This window comes from Salinisphaera sp. (genome assembly GCF_002729955.1).
Lineage (GTDB): Bacteria > Pseudomonadota > Gammaproteobacteria > Nevskiales > Salinisphaeraceae > Salinisphaera.
The window spans coordinates 1-13476 of sequence record NZ_PBYA01000028.1 but is presented as its reverse complement, the minus strand read 5'-3'; the positions used below and the strand labels follow the sequence as shown (position 1 = coordinate 13476).

10 protein-coding genes are annotated in these 13476 nt (G+C 61.9%); all 10 read left to right on the top strand.

From position 1 onward, the window contains the following. Positions 1-29 precede the first annotated feature (29 nt). The 10 genes from phoB (at position 30) to mrcB (ending at position 13271) form a co-directional block, all read left to right on the top strand. Entirely contained in the window at positions 30-725 is a 696-nt protein-coding gene (gene phoB / locus CMN27_RS07630) for a phosphate regulon transcriptional regulator PhoB (protein ID WP_293625497.1), read from the top strand. Between the two features lie 27 nt (positions 726-752). Beyond that, a complete protein-coding gene (gene phoR, locus CMN27_RS07625) occupies positions 753-2081 on the top strand; it encodes a phosphate regulon sensor histidine kinase PhoR (protein WP_293625304.1) in 1329 nt (442 codons plus the stop codon). A 290-nt stretch (positions 2082-2371) separates the two neighbouring features. Further along, positions 2372-3637, top strand: coding sequence for a porin (locus CMN27_RS07620; protein WP_293625302.1), 1266 nt, complete (start codon positions 2372-2374; stop codon positions 3635-3637). Positions 3638-3862: 225 nt separating this feature from the next. Further along, a complete protein-coding gene (locus tag CMN27_RS07615; protein WP_293625300.1) occupies positions 3863-5404 on the top strand; it encodes a choice-of-anchor I family protein in 1542 nt (513 codons plus the stop codon). Between the two features lie 131 nt (positions 5405-5535). Beyond that, entirely contained in the window at positions 5536-6561 is a 1026-nt protein-coding gene (locus CMN27_RS07610; protein WP_293625298.1) for a PstS family phosphate ABC transporter substrate-binding protein, read from the top strand. A 107-nt stretch (positions 6562-6668) separates the two neighbouring features. Then, positions 6669-7898, top strand: a complete 1230-nt coding sequence (pstC, locus tag CMN27_RS07605) for a phosphate ABC transporter permease subunit PstC (RefSeq protein WP_293625296.1) — start codon at positions 6669-6671, stop codon at positions 7896-7898. A 19-nt stretch (positions 7899-7917) separates the two neighbouring features. Continuing rightward, positions 7918-9087 carry a phosphate ABC transporter permease PstA gene (pstA, locus tag CMN27_RS07600; protein WP_293625294.1) on the top strand — a complete coding sequence of 390 codons (1170 nt, stop codon included), beginning with the start codon at positions 7918-7920 and terminating at the stop codon, positions 9085-9087. 138 nt (positions 9088-9225) lie between these two features. Continuing rightward, entirely contained in the window at positions 9226-9978 is a 753-nt protein-coding gene (pstB, locus tag CMN27_RS07595; protein ID WP_366515424.1) for a phosphate ABC transporter ATP-binding protein PstB, read from the top strand. A 23-nt stretch (positions 9979-10001) separates the two neighbouring features. Beyond that, on the top strand, positions 10002-10739 hold the full coding sequence (gene phoU, locus CMN27_RS07590; RefSeq protein WP_293625290.1) for a phosphate signaling complex protein PhoU: 738 nt from the start codon (positions 10002-10004) through the stop codon (positions 10737-10739). A 102-nt stretch (positions 10740-10841) separates the two neighbouring features. Continuing rightward, positions 10842-13271, top strand: a complete 2430-nt coding sequence (gene mrcB / locus CMN27_RS07585; protein ID WP_293625288.1) for a penicillin-binding protein 1B — start codon at positions 10842-10844, stop codon at positions 13269-13271. Positions 13272-13476: the final 205 nt, after the last annotated feature.

Here is a 13476-nt window from a genome sequence, read left to right as displayed (position 1 = left end):
GCGTCGTAATCTCCATGAGACCCAACGTAATGCAGCACAAGCATGTTCTGATCGTCGAGGACGAAGCGCCGATCCGCGACATGATTCGGTTTGCCCTGGAGCGGGCCGATTTTGCCGTCAGCGAAGCAGAGGATGCCCAGGCGGCGCGGCTTGCCATGGCTGAACGGCGGCCGGACCTCGTGTTGCTCGACTGGATGCTGCCCGGTGTGTCGGGCGCCGAGTTCGCCCGCGAACTACGGCGCGACGAGCTCACGGCCCAGCTGCCGGTAATCATGGTGACCGCGCGTGTGGATGCCGACGACCGGGTGCGCGGTCTCAACCTCGGCGCCGACGATTACATCACCAAGCCCTTCTCCTCCTCCGAACTGGTCGCGCGCGTACGCGCCGTGCTCCGGCGCAGCCTGCCCGGCGGCGAGGACGAAACGCTGGAACTGGACGGCCTCGTACTGGACGCGGCCAGCCAGCGCGTGGCGGCCGGCGATTCGCCGGTCAAGCTCGGCCCCACGGAATACCGGCTGCTACGGTTTTTCATGAGCAATCCCGAGCGCGTATATTCGCGCGAACAGATGCTCGACCGTGTCTGGGGTCAGAATGTTTTCGTCGAAGAGCGTACGGTGGATGTACATATCCGCCGGCTGCGCAAGGCGTTGGCCCCGTTCGGTTTCGACCATTTCATCCAGACCGTGCGAGGCAGTGGTTATCGATTCTCAAGCAAGGCTATCTAGCCTCGCGCCGATCCCGCGAGCCCGTGTATGAGCATGCCTTCGGCAGGGACCGCGCGGACATGGCGTCGCGAGCTGGTCGTTGTCGCGCTCTGGCTCGCTCTGTGTACGCTGACCGGGCTGATGGTTGGTTATGCGCTGCTGGCCCTGTTGTTCGGTGTAAGTGCCTATCTTGCGGTTCATCTGACCTATGCCTACCAGCTGCATCGCTGGCTGGCTTCGGATCGCATCGAGCCCTCCGAAGGCATGGGCGTCTGGCAGGAAATCTATACCGAGCTCTACCGGCTCAAACAGCGCAATCGCAAACGCAAGAAGCGTCTCAAGAGCATCGTTCATGAGTTTCAGGCATCGACCGCGGCCCTGCCGGACGGCGCGGTGGTGCTGGATTCGCAGGGGCGCATCGTATGGTTCAACGAGGCGGCCGGCGCGCTCATGGCTTTGCGCAGCCCACAGGATCTGGGTCAGCGGCTGGCCAATCTGCTGCGTCATCCGCGGGTATCGAGCCACCTGATTAAAGCCGAGCATATCGGTGAGCTGGAAGTGCCGTCTCCGGTTAACGAAGAAGACACCCTGTTATTGCGTCTTATCCCCTATGGCAATAATCAGCGCCTGCTGATTGCACGGGATATCAGCGAGCAGAAGCGCCTCGAACATACCCGTCGCGACTTCGTGGCCAATGCATCCCACGAACTGCGCACGCCGTTGACGGTATTGCGCGGCTATCTGGAAATGATGGAGGAAGAAGCCGGCAGCGACGGCGCGCTTGCCGGCTGGCAGGCGCCGATTCGTGAGATGGGCGAGCAATCGCGACGCATGAACCGGATCATCGAAAGCCTGCTCAAACTCGCAAGGCTGGAAAGCGAGGGGCTTCAACAGCGCCAGGAGCGCATCGATATTCCGAAGATGATTCAATCGCTGGTCGACGATATCCGACGCGCGAACAGTACCAGCCATGAGATCGTGATGGACATCGAGCCTGGACTGGATCTGTATGGTCGGCCGGGAGAACTGGAGAGCGTGTTCTCCAATCTGCTATCGAACGCGGTGCGCTATACCACCGGCGACGCCGGTACCATTCACGTGCGCTGGTGGCGCGAGGATGAGGCCGCCTGTTTCTCGGTCACCGATAACGGCCCCGGCATCGAAGCCAGCCATCTGCCGCGCCTGACCGAACGTTTCTATCGTGTCGATCCGGGCCGTCAGGCCAGCAGTGGCGGCACCGGGCTGGGGCTTGCGATCGTCAAGCACTGTCTCGAGCATCACGAGGCCGAGCTCCATATCGACAGCGAGCCCGGCGTTGGCTCGACCTTCACCTGCCGGTTCCCCGTCCAGCGCGCTCTCGAGCGGCAGGCCGCCTGAGCCGCGTGTTTTCACGCGCGATTTCGAACGCGACCGGGTAAGCGCAGTCGGGCCTGGCGGGCCGTGGCTCGGCGCGATGGCCGGCGGATTCAGCCGTACCTAGTCGGCGCAGCGCTCGTCTATCGGCTCCGTGCTTCAACCGTCGCCCCACGCATCGCTCTGGGGCGCGCATCGGGCGACGATCGACGCTGTCACATTTATGTCATACCGCCGTTATGTAGCTGTCACAAGCCTTAGGTAGCTTCTCCCGCGGCTGCACAAGCCGAGACACAATCCAGGGAGACCTACTGATGAACCGTTTTCAACTGCGCGCCATGGGCGTGCTCGCCGGCGCGGCCGTGACCGCCATGCCCATGCTCGCTTCGGCCGGCATCACCTTGTATGAGGAAGGCGACAAGTCGCTGGAAATCGGCGGCCGTCTGCAACCGCAGTATCGTCTGGTCGATGCCGACAGCGAAGGTCAGGGCAGCGATTCGGGCGACGACTTTTTTCTGCGCCGCATGCGTTTCTATATCGAAGGCACGCTGACCAAGGACATTTACGGCATCTGGCAGGTCGACTTCGGCGGCGTGTCCGACGATCCGGAAGTCAAGGACGCCTTCATCAACTATTCGGGGCTGTCGGCCGGCGAGATCCAGGTCGGTAACATGAAGGTGCCGTACTCGCGTGAGCTGCTGACCTCCTCCAAGCGCCAGCAGTTCGTCGAACGCACAGTGGTGGGCGACCACAACTTCGGTGTGCCGGATCGTCAGATCGGTATCCTCTACACCGCCGCGCCGAGCGATGTGTTCCAGGTGGCTGCGGGCGTGTTCAACGCCGGCCTCGAAAGCGACCTGGACAAAGTGGACTTCGAATCGCGCGTGAGCGGCGACCCCGACTACTTCGGCAAGCTGTTCGCCGGCCGTATCGATTTCACCCCGCTGGGCGGCTTCAAGCTTGCGCAGGGTGCCTTCGGCGAAGAAACGAAGTTCGGCATGGGCTTGAACGCCTTCTACTGGGACAACGACAGCGACGCCGGCTTCGACGATTTCGAAGCGGATAGCAGCCCGGAAGGCGAATACGACAACGTCACCGGCCTGGGCTTGGACGCGGCCTTCCGCAGCGGTTACTTCTCCGCAGACGCGGCGGTTCAGTACACCAGTGCTGAAGTCACCAACGACACCCGTGATTTCGTCGCGACCGCGAATGGCGGCACGGACTTCAACGGTATCGGCTTCGTGAACAACGACGGCGACGCGAAGTTCATGACCTACATGGTCAAGGCCGGTTACATGATCGTGCCCAGCAAGCTCGAATTCACCGCCGGCTTCTCGGCGCTGGACCTCGACGATGGCTATCGCGATAGCGCCGGCAACATCATCTCCGACGACATGGACAAGCGCTACACGGCGGGCTTGAACTACTTCTTCAACAAGCACGACGCCAAGATTCAGCTGACCTATGAAATCGGCCGCGATGTGCTGTACGCCAACGACGCCAACGGCCAGGTGATCAACCCGGCCGGTATCGGCGAGGACCAGAACACGCTGTTCCTGCAGTTCCAGCAGGTCCTGTAAACAAAGCTCCCAGAGAATAAAAAGCGGATTGTTCCCATCGACGATGACCCCGGCTTGGCCGGGGTCTTTTTTTTTTTAGGTTCATTTAACTTTTACGGGGATCGGGAAATGAAATACCAATGGGCAGGGCTCGCAGTCGCTATCGCTGCGGCGGGGCTGAGCGGTTGCAGTGACGACACGCGGTCGGTTGAGGACCGCAACAGCGAACCAACACGCACGCTGACGGTGAACCAGGTGGGGCGCTATCAGGTCCAGCCTGCGGCCGGCGAGTCGTTTCTGGACGATGTGTTCGACGAGGGGGCGGCCGAGATCGTGACCTACGACGCGACCACGCAGCGTCTGTATGTGGTCAACTCGAATGCTAAAACGGTCGACGTGCTGGCGATCGACAGCAGCGGCAGCCTCATGCGCATGGGCCAGATTGACGCCACCGCCGAAGGGGATTCCGCCAACAGCGTTGCGGTCCACGAGGGCACGGTTGCCGTAGCCATCGAAGCCGACGACGCCCAGGCGCCCGGCAAGGTCGTGTTCTACTCCGGCACCGGTCTGGAAAAGCTCGGCGAGGCCACAGTGGGCGCGTTGCCCGATATGGTGACCTTCACGCCCGACGGCACACGCGTACTCGTGGCCAACGAAGGCGAGCCCAACGACGATTATGACAACGACCCGGAAGGCTCGATCAGCGTGATCGACGTCAGCGCCGGCTTCAATGCGCCGATGGTGAATACGCTGGGCTTTAGCGACTTCAATGACCGGGCCGACGAACTTCGTGCGGCCGGCGTACGCATATTCGGGCCCAATGCGACTGCGGCCCAGGATTTCGAGCCGGAATACATCGCGGTCGCGCCGGATGGCCAGCGCGCCTACGCGAGCCTTCAGGAGAACAACGCGATCGCGGTAATCGACCTGCAGGCCATGGAGATTACCGACGTCCTGCCGCTGGGTTACAAGGACCACAGCGTTGCAGGGCAGGGCATCGACCCGAGCAACGAGGATGGGCTGAACATCCGTACCGTGCCGGTTCTGGGTATGTATCAACCGGATACCATCGCCGCCTTCAGCGAAGACGGTACCACCTATCTGCTGACTGCCAACGAAGGCGATGCGCGCGATTACGACGGCTTCAGTGAAGAAGTCGACGTGAAGGATCTTTCGCTCGATCCAAGCGCGTTCCCGAACGCGGCGATGTTGCAGGAAGACGCTCAACTGGGCGACCTCAAGGTCACCAACACCTTGGGCCGGACAGGCCAGACCAATGCCGAGGGCGAACCCACCTACGACACGCTCTATGCCTACGGCGCCCGGTCCTTCTCGATTCGTCGTGCCGACACGGCCGAACTCGTCTATGACTCCGGGGACGACTTTGAGCGTATTACCGGTGAACGCTACGGCGACGCGTTCAACAACGACAACAGCGAAAACGACGGCGATTCGCGTTCGGACAACAAGGGGCCAGAGCCCGAAGCCATCGCCTATGGCGTGATCGACGGCCGGCGCTATGCGTTCATCGGTCTGGAACGCATGGGCGGCTTCCTCGTCTACGACATCACCGACGTCAACGCGCCAGTCTATGTCAGCTATACCAATTCGCGCGACGTCAGCGCCGACATGGAGACAGAGAACGGTGCTCTGGTGGCCGGTGATCTGGGGCCTGAAAGCATCGTGTTCATCCCCGCCGACAAGAGTCCGGTAACGGGTGTCGCTTTGCTGGCGGTGGGCAACGAGGTCAGCGGCTCGACCACGCTCTATCGTCTGGTCCTCGAATAAGCGTTACGAAGGGGACGTCGGGGTGTTGTCATAAATCTGTCACGGATCGGCAATACCCTGTTCAAAGTTTGCTCCCACACTCACCGCAGGTCAGAACCGCTGGCCTGAAATATTTCATCCGGGAGACATTGATGAAACTTCGTTTTCAAAACACGCTGGGCGCAGCGGGTATCGCTGCGGGCCTGCTCGCCGCGGCCGGCACCGCCCAGGCCGCCGATCAGATTCGTATCGTGGGTTCGTCCACGGTCTATCCGTTTTCGTCCTACGTGGCCGAAGAGCTCGGCGCAACCACCGACATCCGCACGCCGGTCGTCGAGTCCACCGGTTCGGGCGGTGGCATGAAGCTGTTCTGCGGCGGCGTGGGCGCCGATACGCCGGACATCACCAACGCTTCGCGTCGCATGAAGCCGTCGGAATTCGAGATGTGCCAGAAGAACGGCGTCAAGGACATCACCGAGAACGTGGTGGGCTTCGACGGTATCGTGTTCGCACAGAGCAAGTCCGATGACGCCATCGACCTAACCCGCGAGCAGATCACGCTGGCGGTCGCGGCCAAGGTGCCCAAGGACGGTGAGCTGGTCGACAACCCGTACAACAAGTGGAGCGACATCGATTCGTCGCTGCCGGATCGCGAAATCCTCATCTATGGCCCGCCGACCTCCTCGGGTACGCGTGATGCCTTCGAAGAGCTGGTCATGGAGCATGGCTCCGAGAACATCGACGGCTACGACGAGGCCTACACCACCATCCGTCAGGACGGTAAATACGTGCCCTCCGGCGAGAACGACAACCTGATCGTGCAGAAGCTGGCCCAGAACAAGGCTGCCTTCGGCATCTTCGGTTTCTCCTACCTGGAAGAAAACCGCGACAAGATCCAGGGCGCCAAGATCGACGGCGTCGAACCCGAGCGCGATCTGATCTCCTCGGGCGAGTACCCGGTCTCGCGTTCGCTGTTCTTCTATACCAAGAACGCGCACGTCGACCAGGTCAAGGGCATGGAACAGTACGTCGACATGTTCCTTTCGGACCAGATGGCCAGCGATCGCGGTTATCTGAAGAACCTGGGCCTGATTCCGCTGCCGGAAGATCGCCTGGAATCCGAGCGTAGTGAATGGGAATCCCGCGCCAAGCTCAAGGCATCGGATCTCGAAGGCTAAACGTTCGACTCTAAGCGGCGCCGGTTCATGTCGCTCTGCGGCGTGCCGGCGCCATCTCGATTAACATGGCGGCCCGCCGCACTCGCTTTCAAGCCTAGGAACGCGTTTTGGAAACCAGCCAAGTACTGCTCGTCTTCTTCGGTGGTCTAGTGCCCATGGCCGCCGTAGCGTTTGCCCTGGGGCGCCGCAAGGCGCTGATGTCGGATGCCTCCGGCAGCCGCATGCATTCCCTGCCAGCCCAGTACGGCGTGTATGTCGCCACCTGGATGGCACTGCCGGCACTCGCGATCGGTATCGTCGCGGCCGCGGTCGCTTTGCTCGGCCTGCAGGTTCCGCCGGCGCCGTTCGTACTCTCGTTCGCCTTGTTCGGCGCGGCCGTGGGCCTGATGCTGGCGCTGCGAAAGGTCGAGCCGACGCTGCGCGCCCGTAACGCGATCGAGAAGTTCGTCTACTGGACGCTTTTTTCCGCATCGCTGGTGTCGATTCTCACCACGTTCGGCATCATCATTTCGATTCTGTTCGAGGCGCTGAAGTTTTTCAGCCAGGTCAGCGTCTGGGACTTTGTAACCGGCACCAACTGGTCGCCCGTGGCGACATTCCGCCCCGGCCAGGAGGCAGCGGACTCCCAGTTCGGCTCGGTGCCGTTGTTCGCCGGTACTTTCATGATCACGCTGGTCGCCATGCTGGTGGCGATCCCGGTGGGGCTGCTTTCGGCCATCTACATGTCTGAATACGCCAGCTATCGCATCCGCACGCTGGCCAAGCCGGTGCTGGAGATCCTGGCCGGCATTCCTACCGTGGTCTATGGCTTCTTTGCTGCGATCACGGTCAGTCCGCTGGTCGTCGAGGTGGCCGACTTCTTTGGTCTGCACGCGTCGTATACCAACGCGCTCGCGCCGGGGATGGTCATGGGGATCATGATCATTCCTTTCATTTCCTCGCTGTCGGATGACGTGATCAACTCCATCCCTAACAGCCTGCGCGAAGGCGCCTATGCGCTGGGCGCAACCAAGTCCGAGACCATAAAGCAGATCATTCTGCCGGCGGCTTTCCCGGGCATCATGGCGGCCTCGTTGCTGGGTATATCCCGCGCGCTTGGTGAAACCATGATCGTGGTCATGGCCGCCGGCCTGCGCCCGAACCTGACATGGAATCCGCTCGAGGATATGACCACGGTCACGGTGCGCATCGTCGATGCGCTTACCGGCGATCAGGCCTTCGACAGCCCTGAGACGCTGGCCGCGTTCGCGCTGGGCCTGGTGCTGTTCGTGGTCACGCTCACGCTGAACCTGATCTCGATCATCATCATTCGCAAGTTCCGCCAGTCCTACGAATAGCGCTAAAGGGCATTCGATTATGAGTCAAGGCATTACGCTGGCCCCTTCACGCCGGCTCAAGAAACGCTACCGTGCGGAACAACGCTTCAAGGCCTATTGCATAGCCGCGCTGCTGCTGGCCCTGGCGTTTCTCGTGGTGTTCTTCTCGGACATGATCCGACAGGGCTATTCGGCGTTCGTGCAGACCGAGATCAAGGTCGATGTCACGTACGACGAAGACACGATCAAGTTCACCAACGAATCGGTGACGGAAGAAGTCTCGCCGCTGATCTCGCGCGCCTTTTATCGCACCATTCCGCGCCAGGTCGAGGCCAATCCCGACCTTATGAATACCACCCAGACGCGCTGGCTGACGGCGACCGCGCACGTGGATCAGTACCGAAAGGGGTATAGCGACCGGCTTGATCCCGAGCTCAAGGCCACGCTCGACCGACTAGACTCGGAAGGCCGCGTGAGCTATGGCTTCAACAGCGGCCTGTTCTTTTCGGGCGATTCCAAGATCCCGTCCAACGCGGGTCTATGGTCGGCGTTCGTCGGTTCGTTCTATGTGATGATCGTCGTGCTGGTGGTGAGTTTCCCCATCGGCGTGGCAACGGCGATCTATCTGGAAGAGTTCGCGCCGGACAATCGCTTCACCCAGGCGATCGAGATCAATATCAACAACCTCGCGGCGGTGCCCTCGATTCTGTTCGGTCTGCTCGGTCTTGCCATCTTCATCAACTTTTTCGGCGTGCCGCGTTCTTCGGCATTGGCGGGCGGCCTGACCCTGTCGCTGATGACGCTGCCCGTGATCATCATCAGCACCCGTGCGGCGCTCAAGGCGGTGCCCCAGAACATCCGCCAGGGCGCACAGGCTGTCGGTGCGTCCCGCTGGCAGGCGATTCGCGACCACGTGCTGCCGCTATCACTGCCCGGCATTCTCACCGGCACGATCATCGGTATTGCCCAGGCCATAGGCGAGACCGCGCCGCTGCTGTTAATTGGCATGATTGCCTATATTCCCGATGCGCCGACCAGCATGACCGAAGCGGCCACGGTGCTGCCCGCCCAGATTTATACCTGGTCGGGTATGCCGGAGGGCGCCTACGTGAGTCTGACGGCGGCCGGCATTCTCGTGCTGCTGTCGCTTTTGATCACGCTCAATGCCACGGCGGTGATTCTGCGCAACCGTTTCGAGCGTCGCTGGTAGGCGTGAGCGGTACTAACGAATTGAAATATTTTCCCTTTCCCGGGGCGGAGATTTAGGATGCGTACACGAGACTTGACCGGCGATAACACCCAGGTGGTGAAAGTGCCGACGACGGAGCGCCCGCGCGTGAACCAGAACATGAAGATGAAGATAAGCGACCTCGAGGTCTGGTACGGCGAGAAACAGGCGCTGCACGGTGTTTCGATGGACGTGGTCGAGAACGAGGTCACGGCGCTGATTGGTCCTTCGGGCTGCGGTAAATCCACCTTTCTGCGCTGCCTGAATCGCATGAACGACCTGATTCCTGACGTGCGCATCAAGGGCGAGGTCGAGTTCGAAAACCAGAACATCTATGCACCGGAGGTCGACGTTGTCGAGCTGCGTTCGCATATCGGCATGGTCTTCCAGAAGCCGAACCCGTTTCCGAAGAGCATCTACGACAACATCGCCTACGCCCCCAAGATCCTGGGTCAGGTGCGCAAGCGCACCGACATGGAGGATCTGGTGGAGCATTCGCTCAAACGCGCGGGCCTGTGGGAAGAGGTCAAGGATCGTCTGCAGATGCCGGGTCTATCGTTGTCGGGCGGCCAGCAACAGCGTTTGTGTATCGCCCGCGCGATCGCGGTGAGCCCGTCGGTCCTGCTCATGGACGAGCCGTGTTCGGCCCTCGATCCGGTGGCGACCGCCACGGTCGAGCAGCTCATCGACGAGCTCAAGGAAAACTACACGATCGTGATCGTCACCCATAACCTGCAGCAGGCCGCTCGTGTGGCCGGGTATACGGCGTTTTTCCATTTGGGCAATATTGTCGAATATTCGGACACGGACTCGCTGTTCACCCACCCCCGCGAGAAGAAGACCGAAGACTACATTACCGGCCGATACGGCTGATCGGCAGCAGGGAGGAGAGCGTCATGGATAAAGTCGGACTGGAAAAACATACGTCCAAGCAGTTCGATGCGGACCTGGAGGATGTGCGCGAGCTCGTGCTTTCGATGGGCGGCCTGGTCGAGCAGCAGATCGCCGACGCCGTGCGCGCGCTGATCACGGGCGAGGGTTCGCTTGGCGAAGACGTCGTGCAGGGCGACTCCCAGGTCAACCGCATGGAAGTCGAGATTGACGAGGAGTGCACGCGCATCCTGGCTCGGCGCGCGCCCCAGGCAGGCGACCTGCGCCTGATCATCGCGGTAGCCAAGACCATTACCGATCTGGAGCGCATCGGCGACGAGGCCGAGAAGATCGGCCGCATGGCCACCCATCTGGCCAGCTACGACCGGCCGAAAAGCGCGTTCCGCCAGATCGAGACACTCGGACGGCACGTGCGAGAAATGCTTCGCGATTCGCTCGATGCCTTCGCTCGTCTCGACTCCGAAGCCGCCCTGCGCGTGGCCCAGCAGGATGCCGAGGTCGACCGCGAATACGAAGGCATCGTGCGCCAGTGCATCACCTACATGATGGAGGACCCGCGCACGATCCGGCATATGCTCGACGTACTGTGGGCAGTGAAAGCGCTGGAACGTATCGGTGACCATTCCACGAATATCGGCGAATACGTCGTGTACTTCGTCGAGGGCAAGGACGTACGCCATATCGGCCTTGAAGCGATGGAGAAGGAAGTCACCGAGGGCGCCGCGCGGCGGCGCGGTGGGTGAGCTCGGGCCAGTCCTGCGGGTTGGCCTGAGCGGGGTGCAGCGCACAAAAGTCCCATCGAGCTTTGGTACTATCAGCGACCCTGACCGGCGCGGATAGCGGAATTGGCCCAGAAAAAACGACCCACTCGAACGGCATCCAAGCGCAAGGCGCGCACCCCTTCGCGCGCGAAAGAAAAGCGCGGTTTCTTCCGACGGCTGCTGCCGTACGTTTTCCTGTTTGGCTGTATCGCGGCAGCGGTGCTGGCCGGCTATATGGTGTATCTGGACGGCGCCGTTCGGGCCCAGTTCGAGGGTACGCGCTGGACCCTGCCGGCCAAGGTGTATGCCAGCCCGCTGGAACTCTATAGCGGCCTTGATCTCACACGCAGCGAAATCGTTTCGCGCCTTGATCGGCAGGGCTATCGCGCAAGCTCCAGCCTGTCGCGCTCCGGTACGTATCGCAGCAGCGCCGGGCAGCTGGATATCCATACCCGCGCCTTCCATTTCTGGGACGGCAAGCAGGACGCGCGCGAGATCCGGCTGAATTTCAATAGCAGCGGGGTCAGTTCGCTGAGCGCGCTCGACAACGCCGGCGATCCCGCATTGATCCGGCTCGACCCGCTGATGATCGGCAGTATCTATCCCAAGCAGGGCGAGGACCGGATTCTGGTCAAGCTCGGCGAGGTGCCGCCGATGTTGCCGGCCGGGCTGATCACGGTCGAAGACCGCGATTTCATGAACCATTGGGGGGTCTCCCCGAAATCGATCCTGCGGGCCGCGGTCGCCAACCTGCGCGCCGGCGGCGTAGTGCAGGGCGGCTCGACGATCACCCAGCAGCTGGTCAAGAACTTCTACCTGAACAATCAGCAGACACTGGTGCGCAAGGCCAAGGAAGCGCTCATGGCGATCCTGCTCGATGCGCATTATTCCAAGCCGGAGATTCTCGAGGCCTATCTCAACGAGGTCTATCTCGGTCAGGACGGCGGTCGCGCCATCCACGGTTTCGGCCTGGCCAGCTATTTTTATTTCCAGAAGCCGCTGGAAGAGCTGCAGCCGCAGGAAATCGCGCTGCTCGTGGCCATGGTCAAGGGCCCGAGCTATTACGACCCGCGCCGCAACGCCGAGCGCGCCCTGCGTCGGCGCAATCTGGTGCTGGACATGTTCCATAGCGCCGGCTTTCTCGAAGACGAAAGCTGGCGCGAAGCCAAGAAGGCGGATCTGGGCGTGACCGCGCGCACGGTACGCAGTACCAGCCAGTATCCGGCCTTCATCGATCTGGTGCGCCGCCAGCTGTTGGGCCAGTACAAGGACGCCGACCTGACCGAAGAAGGGCTGCGTATCTTCACCACGCTTGATCCGGCGGTACAGGCCGCGGCCGAGCAGCGCGTCTCGGACGGGCTGGACAAGGTCGAGGCAGCACGCGGGATTTCTCGCGACAGCCTGCAGGCCTCGGCGGTGGTGACCAGCGTCGAGGGCGGGCGTGTACTGGCACTGGTTGGCGGCCGCGACGCCGGCTTTGCCGGCTTCAACCGGGCGCTGGACGCCCGGCGCCCGATCGGCTCGCTCATGAAGCCAGTGGTCTATCTGACCGCGCTCGCCGAGCCCTCGAAATACAACGTGCTCACACCACTGGACGATGGCCCGTTCGCGGTCAAACTCGCCAACGGTGACACGTGGCGGCCGAACAATTATTCCATGCGCTCGCACGGCAGCGAGGTGCCGCTGCACTACGCGCTTACCCACAGCTATAACCTGTCGACGGCGCGCCTGGCCCTCGACGTGGGTATTCCCAACGTCATCGAGACGCTCAAGAAGCTCGGCTACAACGGCGATCCGCTGTCTGTACCGTCGTTGGCCCTTGGCGCCGTGGATATGGCGCCCATGCAGGTCGCCCAGATCTACAACACGCTCGCCGCGGGTGGCTATTACACGCCGTTGCTCGCCATTCGCGATGTCACCACGCGTGACGGGGAGCCGCTGTCGCGTTATCCGCTCAAGATCCGGCGCGCCGTGGATGAATCGCCGGTGTATATCACCAATTGGATTCTGCAGCGTGTTGCGCGCTACGGCACGGGGGCATCGATGTACAAAACGCTCGACCGTTCCATCAACGTGGCCGGCAAGACCGGTACCACTGACGATCTGCGCGATAGCTGGTTCGCGGGTTTCGCTGCCAATCGCCTGGCCGTGGTCTGGGTCGGTCGCGATGACAACAAGCCCGCGCAGCTCACGGGTGCCACCGGCGCGCTGCAGCTGTGGGCAGGTATCATGGCCGATATCGACCCGCGCGGGCTGATGAACGTGCCGCCGGAAGACGTGGTGGAAATACCGCTGCGCATGCGCTTCGACCCCAGTGGCACGGCCGGCAATGACTACGGCGGCTGTAGCGGCACCACCCCGGTACCCTTCGTGCGCGGCGAGGTGCCGGATGGGCTTTCCGACTGCGATAGCGATATCATGCGCGAAAACCGCTATCGCCGAGAGCGGCCGCGTCAGCAGGAACAACAGCAGGAGCAGGACGAAGGCAACTGGCTGCAAAGATTGTTCGGTTGATCGCAGTGAGTGATCGCCCGAGGTTTATCGACGCCGGTCTTGACCACGTACTCGCGCAAGCCGCGCGGTCTTGCAACGAGAGGTTTGGGAGCATGCAACGAATCGCAGTACTGGCGCTGGCCATAGCGCTGGCCGGCTGTGCCACCACCCAGCGCACCAGCTTTCCGCCGCCGGAAGGCCCGGCGTCGCCGACCGTGCCCTCGCC